This is a genomic window from Serratia sp. PF-27 (assembly GCF_030053255.1).
Taxonomy (GTDB): Bacteria; Pseudomonadota; Gammaproteobacteria; order Enterobacterales; family Enterobacteriaceae; genus Serratia; species Serratia bockelmannii.
Window position 1 is genome coordinate 322,504 of sequence record NZ_JASGBT010000021.1, and the last position, 17,381, is coordinate 339,884.

A 17,381-nucleotide genomic window follows, 5' to 3' on the forward strand; every position below is an offset into this window, starting at 1 on the left:
GGAGTTTTATGACCACGCATCTGGTCTGGTTGCGTAACGATCTGCGTATCACCGACAACAAAGCCCTGCACGCCGCCTGCAGCGATCCGAAAGCCCGGGTGCTGGCGGTGTTTATCGCCACACCGGAGCAGTGGCGGCAACATGAGATGGCGCCGCGGCAGGCGGCGCTGATCCACGCCAGCCTGCAGGCGGTGCAACAGGCGCTGGCGCAAAAGGGCATTGCGCTGCATTGCCATGCCTGTGCGGACTTTGCCGCGTCGATCGACTGGCTGGCGGACTATTGCGAGCGAGAGCAGGTAGATGCGCTGTTTTACAACCGCCAGTATGAACTGAATGAACGGCGCCGCGATGAGCAGTTGGAACAGCGATTGAGCGACCGGGTAACGTGCCACGGTTTTGATGACAGCCTGCTGTTGCCGCCGGGCAGCGTGCTCACCGGCGGCGGCGAGATGTACAAGGTTTATACGCCGTTTCGCAACGCCTTTATTCAGCGCCTGACCGAGTCCGACGTGAGCTGCCTGCCGGCGCCGAAGATCCGTGCCGATGGCGCGTTGCCTGCGCCTGAGGCGCCGGCGGCGTTCGATTATCCCGCGGCGGAAATTGGGGATGACTATCCCGCCGGCGAGGAGGCCGCGCTGCAGCGGCTGCGCGCCTTTTGTCGTGAGCAGGTGCAGGATTACCTTCGGCAGCGCGATCTGCCCGCCATCGCCGGCACCAGCAGCCTGTCGCCCTATCTGGCGATCGGTGCGCTGTCGCCGCGCCAGTGCTTCAACCGCCTGCGCGCCGAATGCCCGCAGCTGCTGGAAGATCGCGAGAGCGGCGCTTTCGCCTGGCTGAACGAGCTGATTTGGCGCGAGTTCTACCGCCATCTGCTGGTGGCCTATCCCGAGCTGTGTCGCCATCGGCCGTTTATCGCCTGGACGGACAAGGTGCGCTGGTGCGATGACGCGGCGAAGCTGCAGGCCTGGCAGCGGGGCGAAACCGGTTATCCGATCGTCGATGCCGCCATGCGCCAACTGAATGCCACCGGCTGGATGCACAACCGGCTGCGCATGATCAGCGCCAGTTTTCTGGTGAAAGATCTGCTGATCGACTGGCGCGCCGGGGAGCGCTATTTCATGTCGCAACTGCTGGACGGGGATCTGGCGGCCAACAACGGCGGCTGGCAGTGGGCGGCCTCCACCGGCACCGACGCCGCGCCGTATTTCCGCATCTTCAACCCGACCACCCAGGGTGAACGTTTTGATCCACAAGGCACTTTTATCCGTAAATGGTTGCCGGAACTGGCGGATGTGCCCGACAATGACATCCATCATCCCCATCGCTGGGCGGAAAAGCAGCGATGCACGCTGAACTACCCGCTGCCGATCGTCGATCACAAACAAGCCCGCATGGAGACGTTGGCGGCGTTCGAGGCGGCGAAACGGGGAGAGTCTTGAGGCAACTGCAAGGAGCGACGCAATGATGAAAAAGGTGCTGGCCCTGTGCCTGAGCGGCTATTCGGCGCTGGCGATAGCCGGCTTTGACGTGGTGGCGCTGGGCGTCGACGGCGGCGTTAGCGACGGCAACCTGACCTCTTATCTGATCCGCAGCGATAATCAGCCGCAGTATGTGGCGCTGGACGCCGGCTCGCTGCTACCGGGCATCGCCAAAGGGTTGGAGAAGGGCAGCTTCCCGCAGGTGACGTCAGAGCTGGCCGCGCCTTACACGCCGCAGGGCTATGTGTTCCGGCAGTTGATCGGCAGTTACTTTATCAGCCACGGCCATCTGGACCACGTGGCGGGGCTGATCGTCGGCTCGCCCGAGGACAATAAAAAAACCGTTTACGCCCAGGCGGACACCGTGCTGACCCTGCGTAATCACTACTTCAACTGGAAGGCCTGGCCGAACTTTACCGACGCCGGCAACGGTTCGCGGCTGGGCACTTACCGGCTGCAAACGGTGCGGCCGCAGCAGCGCTTTACCCTCGGCCTGACCGGGTTGACCGGCGTGATGTACCCGCTTAGCCACGATCGCTACCCGTCGTCGATGCTGCTGATTTCCAACGGCAGCGAGTTCTTCGCCTACTTCGGCGATACCGGGCCGGATAAGGTGGAGCAATCACGCGATCTCGATACCGTCTGGCGCACGCTGGGGCCGCTTGTCGAGCAGAAAAAGCTCAAAGGCATGATTATCGAAACCTCGTACCCCAATGGGATGGAGGATAAACATCTGTACGGCCATTTGACGCCGGCCTGGCTGCTGAAGGAGTTGAAGAACCTGACGCAGTACAGCGGCGGTGAAGGTTCGCTGAACGGTCTGCCGGTGGTGATCAGCCACATCAAGCCCAGCCTGAAGCAGGGCGAAGACACGCGCGCCGCCATTGCGCAGCAGCTGGCGCAGGGCAACGATCTGGGCGTGAAATTCATCCTGATGGCGCAGGGCGACCGGCAGACATTTTGACTATGAAGAGAGAAGAGAATGCGTAACCTCGATCTGGAACAACTGATCAATACGGAACTGAACGCCGCGGCGTTTCAGGACTACGCCCCTAACGGATTGCAGGTAGAAGGCCGCCCGCACGTGCAGCGCATCGTGACCGGCGTCACCGCCTGTCAGGCGCTGCTGGATGCCGCGGTGGCGCATCAGGCCGACGCGATTATCGTGCACCACGGCTATTTCTGGAAAAATGAGGCGCCGGCGGTGCGCGGCATGAAGCGCAATCGTCTGAAAACGCTGTTGACTCACGATATTAACCTGTACGGCTACCACCTGCCGCTGGACGCGCATCCGGTGCTGGGTAACAACGCGCAGCTGGCGCAGGCGCTGGGCATTCGGGTGATTGGCGACGTCGAGCCGCTGGTGCCACACGGCGAATTTGAACAGCCGCTGACCGGCGAGGCGCTGCAGCAGCGTATCGAAAGCCGGCTGGGGCGCGCGGTGCTGCACTGCGGCGATAACGCGCCTGAGCACATTCGCCGGGTGGCCTGGTGCACCGGCGGTGGCCAGGGCTTTATCGACAGCGCAGCGCGCTTCGGCGTCGATGCGTTCATCAGCGGTGAAGTGTCTGAGCAGACCATTCATAGCGCGCGCGAAATGGGCGTGCATTTCTTCGCCGCCGGTCACCATGCGACCGAGCGCGGTGGCGTGAAAGCGTTGGGGGACTGGCTGGCCCAGCACCACGGCTTTGATGTGACCTTTATCGATATCCCGAATCCCGCCTGATTTTTTTCTTCCCCGGATCCAGCCCGGCCTGTGCGCCGGCTGAATCCTTTTATCGCGCTATTTCCTTATTTTCCTTATGGTTGCGTTCTATTGACAGCCGGGGCCGCGTCACGCATAACTGGTGTGTTTTTCATCGCGATAATAATAAGGAGAATAAGGGTGCAACAAGCACGTTATTACCTGTTGGGTGAAAGAGCGGTAGTGCTTGAACTGTCGCCGCCGGTGACCTTACCGAGCCAGCAGCGCATCTGGGCGCTGGCGGAAAAGCTGAATCACCACCCCGACGTGCGGGAAGTGGTGCCGGGGATGAACAACCTGACGCTGTTGCTGCATACGCCGCAGGCCGACGCCGAAGCGATGCTTGCGTTGCTGCAGCAGGGTTGGGAAAGCAAAGAGCGCCTGACGCCGGAGTCGCGCCAGGTGGATATTCCGGTGGTCTACGGCGGGGAGCAAGGCCCCGATCTGGATGACGTGGCGCGCCATACCGGCATGACCCCGCGGCAGGTGGTGGAATGCCACGCGGCGGCGGCCTATGTGGTCTATTTCCTCGGCTTTCAGCCGGGCTTCTCCTATTTGGGCGGCATGCCGGAGCAACTGGCGACGCCGCGCCGCGCCGAACCGCGTCTGGCGGTGGCGGCCGGCTCCGTCGGCATCGGCGGCGGCCAGACCGGCATCTATCCGCTGGTGACGCCCGGCGGCTGGCAACTGATTGGCCGCACGCCGCTGGCGCTGTTCAATCCGCATGAAATGCCGCCGACGCTGCTGCGCCCGGGCGATAGCGTGCGCTTCGTGCCGCAGAAGGAGGGCGTATGCTGATTATTCTGCGTGCCGGCATCTATACCACGGTGCAGGATTTGGGCCGCGAGGGATTCCGCCGCCTGGGCATCAGCACCGGCGGGGCGTTGGATCAACCGGCGCTGAAGATCGCCAACCTGCTGGTGGGCAACGCGCCGGAGGCCGCCGGGCTGGAGATCACGCTCGGCCAGTTCAGCGCCGAGTTTACCCGCTCTGGCTGGATTGCCCTGACCGGCGCCGGCTGCGACGCGCAGCTGGACGGCAAGCCGCTGTGGACCGGCTGGCGCTACCCGGTGAAAAAGGGGCAGCGGCTGGCGCTGGGCACGCCGAAACGCGGCATGCGCAGCTACCTGGCGATCTCGGGCGGTATCGCCGTGCCGGAAATGCTGGGCTCGTGCAGCACCGACATGAAAGCCGCCTTTGGCGGCCACGAAGGCCGTAACCTGAAGGACGGCGATCGGCTGCCGCTGGGCAAATCAGCCGCTCAACCGCAACATCGATGCGGCGTGAAACAGCTGCTGTTCACCAACCGCATCCGCGCGCTGCCGGGGCCGGAGTACGCCGAATTCAGCGAAGAGGCGCAGGATACGTTTTGGCGCACCGCCTGGCAGCTCAGCCCGCAGAGCAACCGCATGGGCTACCGCCTGCACGGCGGTACGCCGCTGGAGCGCACCACCGACCGCGAGATGCTGTCGCATGGCCTGATGCCCGGCGTGGTGCAGGTGCCGCATAACGGCCAGCCGATCGTGCTGATGGCCGATGCGCAAACCACCGGCGGTTACCCGCGTATCGCCTGCGTGATCGAAGCCGATCTCTACCACTTGGCGCAGATCCGTCTCGGCGAACCGATCCACTTCGTTCTCTGCTCACTGACGGAGGCGCAGCGCGCCAAAGCCGAGCAGGATCTCTTCCTTCGACAGATTGCCTGGGGGTTACATGATCGTTGATTTGAACGCCGATCTCGGCGAAGGCTGCGCCAACGATCAGGCGCTGTTGCAATTGGTGAGCTCGGCCAACATCGCCTGCGGCTTCCACGCCGGCGATGCGCAGACCATGCGTCAATCGGTGCGCTGGGCATTGCAGTACGGCGTGGCGATCGGCGCCCATCCGAGTTTTCCCGATCGGGAGAACTTCGGCCGCACCCGCATGCAGCTGCCGGCGGAAACGGTGTACGCGCAGGTGGTGTATCAGCTCGGGGCGCTGGCGGCGATCGCCCGCGCTGAGGGGGGAGTGATGGTACATGTTAAGCCGCATGGCATGCTGTATAACCAGGCGGCGGTTGAACCGGCGCTGGCGGAAGCGATCGCCCGGGCGGTGCAGGCGGTCGATCCGGCGCTGCGGCTGGTGGGGCTGGCCGGCAGCGAGCTGATCCGCGCCGGGCAACGGCTCGGTCTGACCACCCGGCAGGAGGTGTTCGCCGATCGCGGTTATCAGGCCGACGGCACGCTGGTGCCGCGCGGTTTGCCGGGGGCATTGATCGAGGATGACGAACAGGCGCTGGCGCAAACGCTGGAGATGGTGCGCCATCACCGGGTGCGCAGCGTGGATGGCGTCTGGGCCGCCGTTCAGGCGGAAACTGTCTGCCTGCACGGGGACGGCGAGCATGCGCTGGCGTATGCGCGCAAGCTGCGGGACAGTTTTGTTCAACAGGGTATTCGCGTCAGCGCGGAGCAATAAAGCCGTAAAGCAAGACACAACATCACAAGCAAAAAACTATTAGAAAATATCGAGGGAAGACTATGGAACAGGCTGTGAATCTCTGGCCACTGATCGGCATCGCCGCCATCGTGGTCGGGTTTGTATTGCGTTTCAACCCGGTGCTGGTGGTGATCGCCGCCGGTATCATCACCGGTTTGGCGGCGCTGATGCCGCTGGACGTCATTCTGGAAAAGCTCGGCGAGGGCTTTCTCAACACCCGCAACCTGCCGCTGATCCTGCTGCTGCCGCTGGCGGTGATCGGCCTGCTGGAGCGCCACGGGCTGAAAGAGCGGGCGCAGGCGTGGATCGCCAAGATCAAAAGCGCCACCGCCGGCCGTTTGCTGATCGTGTACCTGTTCGTGCGCGAGATCACCGCGGCGATGGGGCTGACCAGCCTGGGCGGGCACCCGCAAATGGTGCGGCCGCTGCTGGCGCCGATGGCGGAAGGGGCAACGGAAAACCGCTATGGCGAACTGCCGGAGCGTACGCGCCACCGCCTGCGCGCCATGTCGGCCGCGACCGACAACGTCGGGCTGTTTTTCGGTGAGGATATCTTCGTGGCCTTCGGCGCGATCATCTTCATGCACAACTTTATGCTGGAGTCCGGCGGCATCCAGACCGAGCCGCTGCATATCGCGCTGTGGGGCATTCCGACCGCCATTTTCGCTTTCCTGATCCACGCATTCCGGCTGTATCGAATGGATAAACAGCTGGGCGCCGAGCTGGCGCAGCTGAATCAGTCGGCGCTGCAGGCGAAGGGGGAGGCACGATGAATTTCCAGCAACAATATCTCTACTGGCTGGCCGGCGCGGTGCTGCTGATTGTGGCGGTGATGTCCTTCCGCGATCGCGCCAACCCGCGCCGCATCACCACCGGGCTGTTTTGGGGGTTGTACGGCCTGGTATTCCTGGTCGGCGACTGGACTTACCGCCTGCTGGGCGACGTGCTCGGCGAAGGCAGCAACGAGAAACGCATGCTGCACATCATCGTTGGCGGGGTGGTGGTGGTGATGGCCCTGATCGCCGGCTTCGGCGGTGTGCGCCTCGGCAGCTATCATCAGCGAACGCCGCAGGAGCGCGAGACCAGCGCCAAGCGTTTGGGCAACAAGCTGTTTATCCCCGCGTTGGCGATCCCGGTGGTGACGGTGATCGGCGTGCTGCTGTTCAACAACATTCCGGCGTTGCAAAGCGCGGTGTTCGGCAGCGGTAACCACGCGACGCTGATCACGCTGTTCTCGATGACCGTCGGCTGCCTGATCGGTCTGGCGATCGCGGTGAAAATGACCCATGAGAAGGCGTTGCAGCCGGTGCAGGAAGCGCGGCGCCTGCTGGATTCGATCGGCTGGGCGTTCATTCTGCCGCAGATCCTCGCCACGCTGGGGCTGCTGTTTACCGTCGCTGGCGTTGGTACTGCGATCTCGCATTTGACCCAGGAGTATCTGGCGGTCGATAACCGCTTTATCGCCGTGGCGGTCTACGCTATCGGTATGGCGGTGCTGACCATGGTGATGGGCAACGCCTTCGCCGCTTTCCCGATCGTCACCGCAGGCATCGGCATTCCGATCCTGGTGCTGCAACACGGCGGCAACCCGGCGGTGATGGCGGCGATCGGCATGTTCTCCGGCTATTGCGGCACCCTGATGACGCCGATGGCGGCGAACTTCAACATTGTGCCGGCGGCGCTGCTGGAGTTGCCGGACAAGAATGCGGTGATCAAGGCGCAGGTGCCGACCGGCGTGCTGCTGCTGTTGGTTAACGTGTTCCTGCTGTATTTCCTGATGTTCCTGTAGGAGTAAGGATGCAAAAAGTATTGATTACCGGCTTTGAGCCGTTTGGCGGCGAACGCCTTAACCCCTCCTGGGAAGTGGTGAAGCAGCTCAATGATATGGAGCTGGTCGGCACGCGCATCGTGGCGCGCCAGCTGCCGTGCGTGTTCGGCGCGGCGCTGGAGGCGCTCAATGCGGCGATCGATGAGGTGCAGCCGGTGATGGTGCTGGCTATCGGCCAGGCCGGCGGCCGCACCGATATCACGATTGAACGGGTGGCGATCAACGTCGACGATGCGCGCATTCCCGACAATCAGGGGCAGCAGCCGGTGGACGAGCCGATCGTCGCCGGCGGTCCGGCGGCCTATTTCAGCACCTTGCCGATCAAAGCGATGGTCAGTTCGATGCGCGAAGCTGGCATTCCGGCTGCCGTTTCGCAGACTGCCGGCACCTACGTGTGCAACCATGTCATGTATGGGCTGCTGCACCGTTTGAGCGGCCAGCGTGAGGTGAAGGGCGGCTTTATCCATATTCCGTACCTGCCGGAACAGGCGGCGGCCCACCCCGGTGCGCCGAGCATGGCGGCTTCGACGGTGCTGTTTGCGCTGGAGCTGGCCGTTTCCATTGCTTTGCAGGTGGAACACGATCTGAAAGTGGTGGGCGGCGCGACGCATTAATCAAGAACACTCCCGGCGCACCGGGCTGCGCCGGGTCTACGCAAGGAGTGGTCTATGCCGGAAGGACCGGAGATTCGCCGGGCGGCGGACAAACTGGCGGCGGCGGTGATCGATCAGCCGTTGACCGCCGTCGATTTCGCTTTTCCTCAGTTGAAACACTATCGCCAGCGTCTGATCGGCGAGCGTATCGTCGCCATCGAGCCGCGCGGCAAGGCGCTGCTGACCCATTTCTCCAATGGGCTGACGATGTACAGCCATAACCAGCTGTATGGCGTGTGGAAAGTGGCGGCGGCAGGAGAGACGCCGGAGACCAAACGCGATCTGCGGGTGCGACTGGAAACCGCCCGCAGCGCGATATTGCTCTACAGCGCTTCCGACATTACCGTCGGGCCGCGCGAGGAAATAGAACAGCACCCGTTTTTGCAACGCATCGGCCCTGACGTGTTGGACATGTCGCTGACGGTAGACGCCGTGGCGGAGCGGTTGCTGACGCCGCGTTTTCGCCGCAGGCAGCTGAGCGGCATGCTGCTCGACCAGGCATTTCTTGCCGGATTGGGCAATTATCTGCGTGCCGAAATCCTGTGGCAGGCCGAACTGGCGCCGCAGCATAAACCGCAGGATTTGACGCCAGAGGCGCTGCGCCGTCTGGCGGAGGCGTTGCTGGCAGTGCCGCGCCTTTCCTACCAGACGCGCGGGCAGGCGGATGACAACCGGCATCACGGCGCGCTGTTTCGCTTCAAGGTATTTCATCGCAGCGGTGAGCCTTGCGAACGCTGCGGCGCGATGATTGTGCGCACCGAGCTGTCATCGCGGCCGTTTTATTGGTGCCCGGGTTGCCAGAAATAACCAAAAAAAACGCCGCCCGAAGGGGCGGCGCTGTGCGGTTTCAGCCAGGAAAGCGGCTTACTTGTTTTTCAGCTGGGATTTGAAATCACGCTCGGCATAGCCGGTGTACAGCTGACGCGGACGGGCAATTTTGATGCCTTCGTCGTGCATTTCGTTCCAGTGGGCGATCCAGCCGATGGTGCGTGCGATGGCGAAGATCACGGTGAACATGGAAGAAGGAATGCCCATCGCCTTCAGGATGATGCCTGAGTAGAAGTCGACGTTCGGGTACAGTTTCTTCTCGATGAAGTACGGGTCGTTCAGCGCGATGTGTTCCAGCTCCATCGCTACCTGCAGCAGGTTGTCGTCCTTCTTGTTCAGCTCTTTCAGCACTTCGTGACAGGTTTCGCGCATCACGGTGGCGCGCGGATCGTAGTTCTTGTACACGCGGTGGCCGAAGCCCATCAGGCGGAAGGAGTCGTTCTTGTCCTTGGCGCGCTTGATGAACTCTGGAATGTGCTCGACGGTCTTGATCTCTTCCAGCATTTTCAGCGCCGCTTCGTTGGCGCCGCCGTGTGCCGGCCCCCACAGGGAGGCGATACCGGCCGCGATGCAGGCGAACGGGTTGGCGCCGGAAGAGCCGGCGGTGCGCACGGTCGAGGTAGAGGCGTTCTGCTCATGGTCGGCGTGTAGGATCAGGATGCGGTCCATGGCGCGTTCCAGCACCGGGTTCACCACGTACTCTTCGCACGGGGTGGCGAACATCATGTGCAGGAAGTTGCCGGCATAGGACAGATCGTTGCGCGGGTAAACGAACGGCTGGCCCAGGGAGTATTTGTAGCACATCGCGGCCACGGTCGGCATTTTGGACAGCAGACGGAACGCGGTGATTTCGCGGTGACGTTCGTTGTTGACGTCCAGCGCATCGTGGTAGAACGCCGCCAGCGCACCGGTCACGCCGCACAGCACCGCCATCGGGTGCGAGTCGCGACGGAAGCCACGGAACAGATGGGTGATCTGGTCGTGGATCATGGTGTGACGGGTTACGGTCGTCTTGAAGGTTTCGAACTCTTCCGGCGTTGGGGTCTCGCCGTACAGCAGGATGTAGCACACTTCCAGGTAGGAAGATTCTTTCGCCAGCTGCTCGATAGGGAAGCCGCGGTGCAGCAGCACGCCTTTGTCGCCGTCGATGAAGGTAATCTTGGATTCGCAAGAAGCGGTGGAGGTAAAGCCGGGATCAAATGTGAAATAACCTTTGGAACCCAGAGCGCGGACATCGAGGACATCAGGGCCCAGTGTCGGTGTCAATACGCCCAGTTCGATCGGAGCTTCGCTGTCGTTAATGGTTAGCGTCGCTTTCTTATCAGTCATTTACTGTCTCCTTAGCGCCTTATTTTAAAAAACCACTAACAACTGAAATACCTTAAATCTCTGCAGGTTGCCCGCAAAAAATGGTGCGGACGCTAACTCTGTGAGCGACTGCGCAACTGTGCGCGGGTAGGGTACAGAGTGCTGACCAGGCGAACGAGACGGGTGACCAGTTGTTAACGATTCAGAGTAATTCGTTATAGTCTGTTAATCTTACCTATGAGCTGTTCGAAGAGATGTGAACCTATCCCAATAATCTGTTTTTATGTGCTTTATTTGCTTTTGACGCCGGCAAACTCGAGCGGGAAACAACGTCTATTGGGATAGGTTCGCCAAATACACTGTTGCATAACTCGAACCCGGGAGGAAGTGTATCTGCTGACCCATAGCGCATCATAGGACCGTTTGTGCCCCTATATGTAATGGAAATGTTGATCTCTTGTCAAATCAGATAATTAATTTTGCACTAATTGTGAAATCCGTGATCTGAATCACTGTTCGGGGGAAATGTTATCAAAGCGGTTGTATGAGAATTGTAATCAGAATGTGATCCTCCTATACTGCCGCCAGGTCTCCGGATTACCCTGAAGTAGGAGCACCCAGCGTTATAAATGCGCGCCGTTTGAGCACAGAGGATGTTGATGTTTGAGCGCGTGACGTGTAAGGGTTTTAGGCTCTTAACGCTGTCTGATCCCCGCCCAGGCCCGGAGGAAGGAAAATAATAAGAGCTGTGTGGGCAAATACGTGAAAAAACAACGACCTGTCAACTTGGATCTGCAAACGATCCGGTTCCCCGTAACTGCGATAGCGTCTATCTTACACCGAGTCTCTGGCGTAATTACCTTCGTTGCCGTGGGTATCCTCCTCTGGCTGCTGGGCCTGTCACTCTCTTCCCAAGAGGGGTTCCTGCAGGCGGCCGCCATCATGAATAGCTTCATCGTCAAATTCATATTCTGGGGCATCCTCACGGCGCTGGCCTATCACATTTGCGGTGGCATCCGTCACTTGTTAATGGATTTTGGCTACATCGAAGAGAGTTTGGCCGCCGGTACCCGTTCCGCCCAGGTGGCGATCGGTCTGACCGTCGTGCTGTCAGTTCTGGCTGGAGTCCTCGTATGGTAAACAACGTTTCTGCATTAGGGCGCAACGGCGTGCACGATTGGCTGCTGCTGCGTGCTTCCGCGATCATCATCACCCTGTACGTCCTGTATATCCTGGGCTTTTTCGTCACGGCTCCGGAACTCACTTATGACATTTGGCGCGGTTTCTTCGCCACTTCCATTACGAAAGTGTTCACTCTGCTGACCTTGCTGTCGATTCTGGTGCACGCCTGGATCGGGCTGTGGCAGGTGCTGACGGACTACGTCAAGCCGCTGGCGGTTCGCCTGGTGTTGCAGCTGGCTGTCGTGGTCGCGTTGCTGGTCTATTTACTGTACGGAACAATCGTAGTGTGGGGTGCTTAAATGAAACTGCCAGTCAGAGAGTTTGATGCCGTCGTAATCGGCGCCGGCGGTGCGGGCATGCGTGCCGCGCTGCAAATTTCCCAAGCGGGCTCGACCTGTGCCCTGCTGTCCAAAGTTTTCCCGACCCGTTCCCATACCGTGTCTGCACAGGGCGGCATTACCGTCGCGCTGGGCAACAGCCACGAGGACAACTGGGAATGGCATATGTACGACACGGTGAAAGGGTCCGACTATATCGGTGACCAGGACGCCATCGAATATATGTGTAAAACCGGCCCGGAAGCAATTCTGGAACTGGAACACATGGGCCTGCCGTTCTCTCGTCTGGACGACGGCCGCATTTATCAGCGCCCGTTCGGCGGTCAGTCGCTGAACTTCGGCGGCGAGCAGGCGGCGCGTACCGCAGCTGCAGCCGACCGTACCGGTCACGCGCTGTTGCACACCCTGTACCAACAGAACCTGAAAAACCACACCACCATCTTCTCCGAGTGGTATGCGCTCGATCTGGTGAAAAACCAGGATGGCGCGGTGGTCGGCACCACGGCTATCTGCATCGAAACCGGTGAAGTGGTTTACTTCAAAGCCAAGGCCACCGTGCTGGCGACCGGCGGCGCAGGCCGTATTTATCAGTCCACCACCAACGCCCACATCAACACCGGCGACGGTGTCGGCATGGCGCTGCGCGCTGGCGTGCCGGTGCAGGACATGGAAATGTGGCAGTTCCACCCGACCGGCATCGCTGGCGCGGGCGTACTGGTGACTGAAGGCTGCCGCGGCGAAGGCGGTTACCTGCTGAACAAACACGGCGAGCGCTTCATGGAGCGTTATGCGCCGAATGCCAAAGATCTGGCGGGCCGCGACGTGGTTGCCCGTTCGATCATGATCGAAATCCGCGAAGGCCGCGGTTGCGACGGTCCTTGGGGCCCGCACGCCAAGCTGAAGCTGGATCACCTGGGCAAAGAGGTACTGGAATCCCGTCTGCCGGGCATTCTGGAGCTGTCCCGCACCTTCGCGCACGTCGATCCGGTGAAAGAGCCGATCCCGGTTATCCCAACCTGTCACTATATGATGGGCGGGATTCCGACCAAGGTGACCGGCCAGGCGCTGACCGTGAACGAGAAGGGCGAAGACGTGGTGATCCCGGGGCTGTTCGCCGTGGGCGAAATCGCCTGCGTATCGGTGCACGGCGCCAACCGCCTGGGCGGCAACTCGCTGCTCGACCTGGTGGTGTTCGGCCGTTCCGCCGGCATGCACCTGCAGGAATCGCTGGAAGAGCAGGGCGTGAGCCGTGACGCCAGCGACTCCGACGTGGAAGCCTCGTTGGACCGTCTGAACCGTTGGAACAACACCCGTTCCGGTGAAGACCCGGTCGAAATTCGCAAAGCGCTGCAGTCTTGCATGCAGCACAACTTCTCGGTATTCCGTGAAGGCGATGCGATGGCCAAGGGCCTGGAAGAACTGAAAGTGATCCGTGAACGTCTGAAGAACGCACGCCTGGACGATACCTCCAGCGAGTTCAACACCCAGCGCATCGAGTGCCTGGAGTTGGATAACCTGATGGAGACCGCGTATTCCACCGCCGTGTCGGCCAACTTCCGTACCGAGAGCCGTGGCGCACACAGCCGCTTCGACTACCCGGAACGCGATGACGCCAACTGGCTGTGCCATTCGCTGTATCTGCCGCAATCGGAAAGCATGACGCGTCGTGAAGTGAACATGCAACCGAAGCTGCGCCCGGCATTCCCGCCGAAAGTGCGTTCTTACTAATTGCGGAGATCGACAGATGAAACTCGAATTTTCCATTTATCGCTACAACCCGGATGTCGATGACGCGCCGCACATGCAGGATTACACCCTGGAAGCGGAAGAAGGTCGCGACATGATGCTGCTGGATGCGTTGATCCAGTTGAAAGAAAAAGACCCGACCCTGTCGTTCCGTCGCTCATGCCGTGAAGGCGTATGCGGTTCCGATGGCCTGAACATGAACGGTAAAAACGGCCTGGCGTGCATCACCCCGATTTCGTCGCTGCGCAAAGGCAACGGCAAGATCGTGATCCGTCCGCTGCCGGGCCTGCCGGTGGTGCGCGATCTGGTGGTGGATATGGGCCAGTTCTATACCCAGTATGAAAAGATCAAGCCATACCTGCTGAACGACGGCAAGAACCCGCCGGCGCGCGAGCACCTGCAGTCGCCGGACCAACGCGCCAAGCTGGACGGTCTGTACGAGTGCATCCTGTGCGCCTGTTGCTCGACCTCTTGCCCATCGTTCTGGTGGAACCCGGACAAGTTCATTGGCCCAGCCGGTCTGTTGGCGGCGTATCGCTTCCTGATCGACAGCCGTGACACGGAAACGCAAGAACGTTTAGATGATCTGGACGACGCTTTTAGTGTTTTCCGCTGCCATAGCATTATGAATTGTGTCAGTGTATGTCCTAAAGGCTTGAACCCGACGCGTGCGATCGGGCATATCAAGTCCATGCTGCTGCAACGCGGCGCATAAACGGAATGAGATGCTGCGCCGGGCTCTTTTCCGGCGCACATCCCATAGGGGAGGGAACCTCTAAAAACTGACCCGCGGCTGCGGCGCTATGCAGCCTGGTTCTTCCGCCGGTTTTTAGAGGTTCCTTGTAAGGGACCGCAAGGTCCATAACAGAACGTATCGGGCCGTCATGGCCGCAAGTACGTCGAGTGAACCGTTTTACGGCAAACCGTATTCATCACGGTAATTATGTTAACCACGGCGAAAACTAAAGCTTCAAAGCTTAAGGGATCATGATGCAGAACGGCGCAATGAAGGCCTGGCTGGATTCCTCCTATCTGGCGGGCGCGAACCAGTCTTACATAGAGCAGCTCTATGAAGACTTCTTAACCGATCCGGGTTCCGTTGAAGATAGCTGGCGTTCCATTTTTCAACAGCTACCAACCGCGGGTGTCAAACCCGATCAGCTTCACTCTCAAACGCGCGATTACTTCCGCCGCCTGGCGAAAGACTCCGCGCGCTACAATACCACCATCACCGATCCGGAAACCGACGCCAAACAGGTCAAGGTACTGCAGCTGATCAACGCCTTCCGCTTCCGCGGGCATCAGCATGCCAACCTCGATCCGCTCGGCCTGTGGCAGCGCGAGCAAGTTCCTGACCTTGATCCCGCTTACCACAACCTGACCGAAGCCGATTTCCAGGAAACCTTCAACGTGGGCTCTTTCGCCATCGGCAAAGAAACCATGAAGCTGGGCGATCTGTACGCCGCGCTGAAGCAGACCTATTGCGGGTCGATCGGCGCTGAGTACATGCACATCACCAACACCGAAGAGAAACGCTGGATCCAACAGCGCATCGAGTCGGTGGTGGGGCGCGCCAGCTTTACCGCCGACGAAAAACGCCGTTTCCTGAACGAGCTGACCGCGGCGGAAGGCCTGGAACGTTACCTGGGCGCCAAATTCCCGGGTGCCAAACGCTTCTCGCTGGAAGGCGGCGACGCGCTGGTGCCGATGCTGAAAGAGATGGTGCGCCACGCCGGTAAGAACGGCACGCGCGAAGTGGTGTTGGGCATGGCCCACCGCGGCCGTCTGAACGTGCTGATCAACGTGCTGGGCAAAAAGCCGGCCGATCTGTTCGACGAATTCGCCGGCAAGCATAAAGAACACCTCGGCACGGGTGACGTGAAATATCACCAGGGCTTCTCTTCCGACGTGGAAACCGAAGGCGGCATGGTTCACCTGGCGCTGGCGTTCAACCCGTCGCACCTGGAGATCGTCAGCCCGGTGGTCATGGGCTCGGTACGCGCCCGTCGCGATCGTCTGGACGAAGCGCGCAGCAACATGGTGCTGCCGATCACCATCCACGGCGACGCCGCCATCACCGGCCAGGGCGTGGTTCAGGAAACCCTGAACATGTCTCAGGCTCGCGGCTACGAAGTGGGCGGCACCGTGCGTATCGTCATCAACAACCAGGTTGGTTTCACCACCTCCAACCCGCTGGATGCGCGCTCTACCGAATATTGCACCGACATCGCCAAAATGGTTCAGTCGCCGATCTTCCACGTTAACGCGGACGATCCGGAGGCCGTGGCCTTCGTCACCCGCCTGGCGTTGGATTTCCGTAACACCTTTAAGCGTGACGTGATGATCGATCTGGTCTGCTACCGTCGCCATGGGCACAACGAGGCCGACGAGCCGAGCGCTACCCAGCCGGTGATGTATCAGAAGATCAAGAAACACCCTACGCCGCGCAAAATCTACGCTGACGTGCTGACCGAGCAGAAAGTGGCCAGTCTGGAAGATGCCACGGAAATGGTCAACCTGTACCGCGACGCGCTCGACCGCGGCGATTGCGTGGTTGAAGAGTGGCGTCCGATGAATCTGCACTCCTTCACCTGGTCACCGTACCTGAACCACGAGTGGGACGAAGAGTACCCGAGCAAGGTTGAGATGAAGCGCCTGCAGGAGCTGGCACGCCGCATCAGCACCGTGCCGGAAGCGATCGAAATGCAGTCGCGCGTAGCGAAAATCTACGCTGACCGCGCCGAGATGGCGGCGGGCAACAAGCCGTTCGACTGGGGCGCTGCCGAAACGCTGGCTTACGCGACCATGGCGGATGAAGGCATCCCGATCCGCATCTCCGGTGAAGACGCCGGCCGCGGCACCTTCTTCCACCGTCACGCGGTGGTGCACAACCAGAAAAACGGTTCCGTCTATGTTCCGCTGGCGAATATTCACAGCGGCCAGGGCGAATTCAAGGTCTGGGACTCCGTGCTGTCTGAAGAGGCGGTGCTGGCGTTCGAATACGGCTACGCCACGGCGGAACCGCGCACGCTGACCATCTGGGAAGCGCAGTTCGGTGACTTCGCCAACGGCGCACAGGTCGTTATCGACCAGTTCATCAGCTCCGGCGAGCAAAAATGGGGCCGTATGTGCGGCCTGGTGATGCTGCTGCCGCACGGCTATGAAGGCCAGGGCCCTGAGCACTCTTCCGCGCGTCTGGAACGCTATCTGCAGCTGTGCGCAGAGCAGAACATGCAGGTGTGCGTCCCGTCTACGCCGGCGCAGGTTTACCATATGCTGCGTCGTCAGGCGCTGCGCGGTATGCGCCGTCCGCTGGTGGTGATGTCGCCGAAGTCGCTGCTGCGTCACCCGCTGGCGATTTCTTCGCTGGACGAGCTGGCCAACGGCACCTTCCTGCCGGCGATCGGCGAGATCGACGACTTGGATCCGAAAGCGGTCAAGCGCGTCGTGCTGTGCTCCGGCAAGGTCTACTACGACCTGCTGGAACAGCGTCGCAAGAACGAGCAGAAAGACGTGGCCATCGTGCGTATCGAGCAGCTGTATCCGTTCCCGCATCAGGCCGTGCAGGCCGTGCTGGAACAATACTCGCACGTGCATGATTTCGTCTGGTGTCAGGAAGAGCCGCTGAACCAGGGCGCCTGGTACTGCAGCCAACACAACTTCCGTGAAGTGGTGCCGTTCGGGGCTTCTTTACGTTACGCAGGACGTCCGGCCTCCGCCTCTCCGGCGGTGGGCTATATGTCCGTACACCAGAAGCAGCAGCAGGCTCTGGTGAACGACGCGCTGAATATTGACTAATGT

16 protein-coding genes are annotated in these 17,381 nt (G+C 60.7%); 15 read left to right on the plus strand and 1 reads right to left on the minus strand.

The window, feature by feature from the left end; translation table 11 throughout:
- Positions 1-8: 8 nt before the first annotated feature.
- The 10 genes from phrB (at position 9) to nei (ending at position 8,985) form a co-directional block, all read left to right on the plus strand.
- Positions 9-1,439, plus strand: a complete 1,431-nt coding sequence (phrB, locus tag QMZ29_RS16620; protein WP_173889364.1) for a deoxyribodipyrimidine photo-lyase — start codon at positions 9-11, stop codon at positions 1,437-1,439.
- A gap of 22 nt (positions 1,440-1,461) precedes the next feature.
- Positions 1,462-2,442: an MBL fold metallo-hydrolase gene (locus tag QMZ29_RS16625; RefSeq protein WP_043136583.1), complete on the plus strand. Its 981-nt coding sequence runs from the start codon at positions 1,462-1,464 to the stop codon at positions 2,440-2,442.
- 18 nt (positions 2,443-2,460) lie between these two features.
- Positions 2,461-3,204: a type 2 GTP cyclohydrolase I gene (locus tag QMZ29_RS16630; RefSeq protein ID WP_025301873.1), complete on the plus strand. Its 744-nt coding sequence runs from the start codon at positions 2,461-2,463 to the stop codon at positions 3,202-3,204.
- A gap of 159 nt (positions 3,205-3,363) precedes the next feature.
- Positions 3,364-4,020: a 5-oxoprolinase subunit PxpB gene (pxpB, locus tag QMZ29_RS16635; RefSeq protein ID WP_261425441.1), complete on the plus strand. Its 657-nt coding sequence runs from the start codon at positions 3,364-3,366 to the stop codon at positions 4,018-4,020.
- A complete protein-coding gene (gene pxpC, locus QMZ29_RS16640) occupies positions 4,014-4,946 on the plus strand; it encodes a 5-oxoprolinase subunit PxpC (RefSeq protein WP_025301875.1) in 933 nt (310 codons plus the stop codon). Before pxpB ends, pxpC begins: the two co-directional genes overlap by 7 nt.
- Positions 4,936-5,676, plus strand: a complete 741-nt coding sequence (gene pxpA / locus QMZ29_RS16645; RefSeq protein ID WP_173889367.1) for a 5-oxoprolinase subunit PxpA — start codon at positions 4,936-4,938, stop codon at positions 5,674-5,676. The genes pxpC and pxpA overlap by 11 nt, the downstream gene beginning before the upstream one ends.
- 62 nt (positions 5,677-5,738) lie before the next feature.
- A complete protein-coding gene (locus tag QMZ29_RS16650) occupies positions 5,739-6,470 on the plus strand; it encodes a DUF969 domain-containing protein (protein WP_261425440.1) in 732 nt (243 codons plus the stop codon).
- Entirely contained in the window at positions 6,467-7,486 is a 1,020-nt protein-coding gene (locus QMZ29_RS16655) for a DUF979 domain-containing protein (protein WP_033641071.1), read from the plus strand. The genes QMZ29_RS16650 and QMZ29_RS16655 overlap by 4 nt, the downstream gene beginning before the upstream one ends.
- Positions 7,487-7,494: 8 nt before the next feature.
- Positions 7,495-8,139, plus strand: coding sequence for a pyroglutamyl-peptidase I (pcp, locus tag QMZ29_RS16660; protein ID WP_016928732.1), 645 nt, complete (start codon positions 7,495-7,497; stop codon positions 8,137-8,139).
- 54 nt (positions 8,140-8,193) lie between these two features.
- Positions 8,194-8,985, plus strand: a complete 792-nt coding sequence (nei, locus tag QMZ29_RS16665) for an endonuclease VIII (protein ID WP_025301879.1) — start codon at positions 8,194-8,196, stop codon at positions 8,983-8,985.
- A gap of 57 nt (positions 8,986-9,042) precedes the next feature.
- On the opposite strand, the gene QMZ29_RS16670 is transcribed toward nei, so the two are convergent.
- A complete protein-coding gene (locus QMZ29_RS16670) occupies positions 9,043-10,335 on the minus strand; it encodes a citrate synthase (RefSeq protein ID WP_016928730.1) in 1,293 nt (430 codons plus the stop codon).
- A 729-nt stretch (positions 10,336-11,064) separates the two neighbouring features.
- Here QMZ29_RS16670 and sdhC point away from each other — a divergent pair.
- From sdhC to sucA, 5 genes are all read left to right on the plus strand, one after another.
- A complete protein-coding gene (sdhC, locus tag QMZ29_RS16675; protein ID WP_004939893.1) occupies positions 11,065-11,454 on the plus strand; it encodes a succinate dehydrogenase cytochrome b556 subunit in 390 nt (129 codons plus the stop codon).
- Positions 11,448-11,795: a succinate dehydrogenase membrane anchor subunit gene (gene sdhD, locus QMZ29_RS16680; protein WP_004939891.1), complete on the plus strand. Its 348-nt coding sequence runs from the start codon at positions 11,448-11,450 to the stop codon at positions 11,793-11,795. Before sdhC ends, sdhD begins: the two co-directional genes overlap by 7 nt.
- Positions 11,796-13,562 carry a succinate dehydrogenase flavoprotein subunit gene (gene sdhA / locus QMZ29_RS16685; RefSeq protein WP_015376974.1) on the plus strand — a complete coding sequence of 589 codons (1,767 nt, stop codon included), beginning with the start codon at positions 11,796-11,798 and terminating at the stop codon, positions 13,560-13,562.
- Between the two features lie 16 nt (positions 13,563-13,578).
- Complete coding sequence (locus QMZ29_RS16690; RefSeq protein ID WP_025301880.1) at positions 13,579-14,295, plus strand: succinate dehydrogenase iron-sulfur subunit; 717 nt, start codon at positions 13,579-13,581, stop codon at positions 14,293-14,295.
- Between the two features lie 275 nt (positions 14,296-14,570).
- Entirely contained in the window at positions 14,571-17,378 is a 2,808-nt protein-coding gene (gene sucA / locus QMZ29_RS16695; RefSeq protein ID WP_025301881.1) for a 2-oxoglutarate dehydrogenase E1 component, read from the plus strand.
- Positions 17,379-17,381: the final 3 nt, after the last annotated feature.

What these genes read in the sequence shown, in the direction of transcription:
- phrB (WP_173889364.1), top strand. Translation starts at nt 9, where the DNA reads ATGACCACGCATCTGGTCTGGTTGCGTAACGATCTGCGTATCACCGAC.
- QMZ29_RS16625 (WP_043136583.1), top strand. Translation starts at nt 1,462, where the DNA reads ATGATGAAAAAGGTGCTGGCCCTGTGCCTGAGCGGCTATTCGGCGCTG.
- QMZ29_RS16630 (WP_025301873.1), top strand. Translation starts at nt 2,461, where the DNA reads ATGCGTAACCTCGATCTGGAACAACTGATCAATACGGAACTGAACGCC.
- pxpC (WP_025301875.1), top strand. Translation starts at nt 4,014, where the DNA reads ATGCTGATTATTCTGCGTGCCGGCATCTATACCACGGTGCAGGATTTG.
- pxpA (WP_173889367.1), top strand. Translation starts at nt 4,936, where the DNA reads ATGATCGTTGATTTGAACGCCGATCTCGGCGAAGGCTGCGCCAACGAT.
- QMZ29_RS16650 (WP_261425440.1), top strand. Translation starts at nt 5,739, where the DNA reads ATGGAACAGGCTGTGAATCTCTGGCCACTGATCGGCATCGCCGCCATC.
- QMZ29_RS16655 (WP_033641071.1), top strand. Translation starts at nt 6,467, where the DNA reads ATGAATTTCCAGCAACAATATCTCTACTGGCTGGCCGGCGCGGTGCTG.
- pcp (WP_016928732.1), top strand. Translation starts at nt 7,495, where the DNA reads ATGCAAAAAGTATTGATTACCGGCTTTGAGCCGTTTGGCGGCGAACGC.
- nei (WP_025301879.1), top strand. Translation starts at nt 8,194, where the DNA reads ATGCCGGAAGGACCGGAGATTCGCCGGGCGGCGGACAAACTGGCGGCG.
- QMZ29_RS16670 (WP_016928730.1), bottom strand. Translation starts at nt 10,335, where the DNA reads ATGACTGATAAGAAAGCGACGCTAACCATTAACGACAGCGAAGCTCCG.
- sdhD (WP_004939891.1), top strand. Translation starts at nt 11,448, where the DNA reads ATGGTAAACAACGTTTCTGCATTAGGGCGCAACGGCGTGCACGATTGG.
- sdhA (WP_015376974.1), top strand. Translation starts at nt 11,796, where the DNA reads ATGAAACTGCCAGTCAGAGAGTTTGATGCCGTCGTAATCGGCGCCGGC.
- QMZ29_RS16690 (WP_025301880.1), top strand. Translation starts at nt 13,579, where the DNA reads ATGAAACTCGAATTTTCCATTTATCGCTACAACCCGGATGTCGATGAC.
- sucA (WP_025301881.1), top strand. Translation starts at nt 14,571, where the DNA reads ATGCAGAACGGCGCAATGAAGGCCTGGCTGGATTCCTCCTATCTGGCG.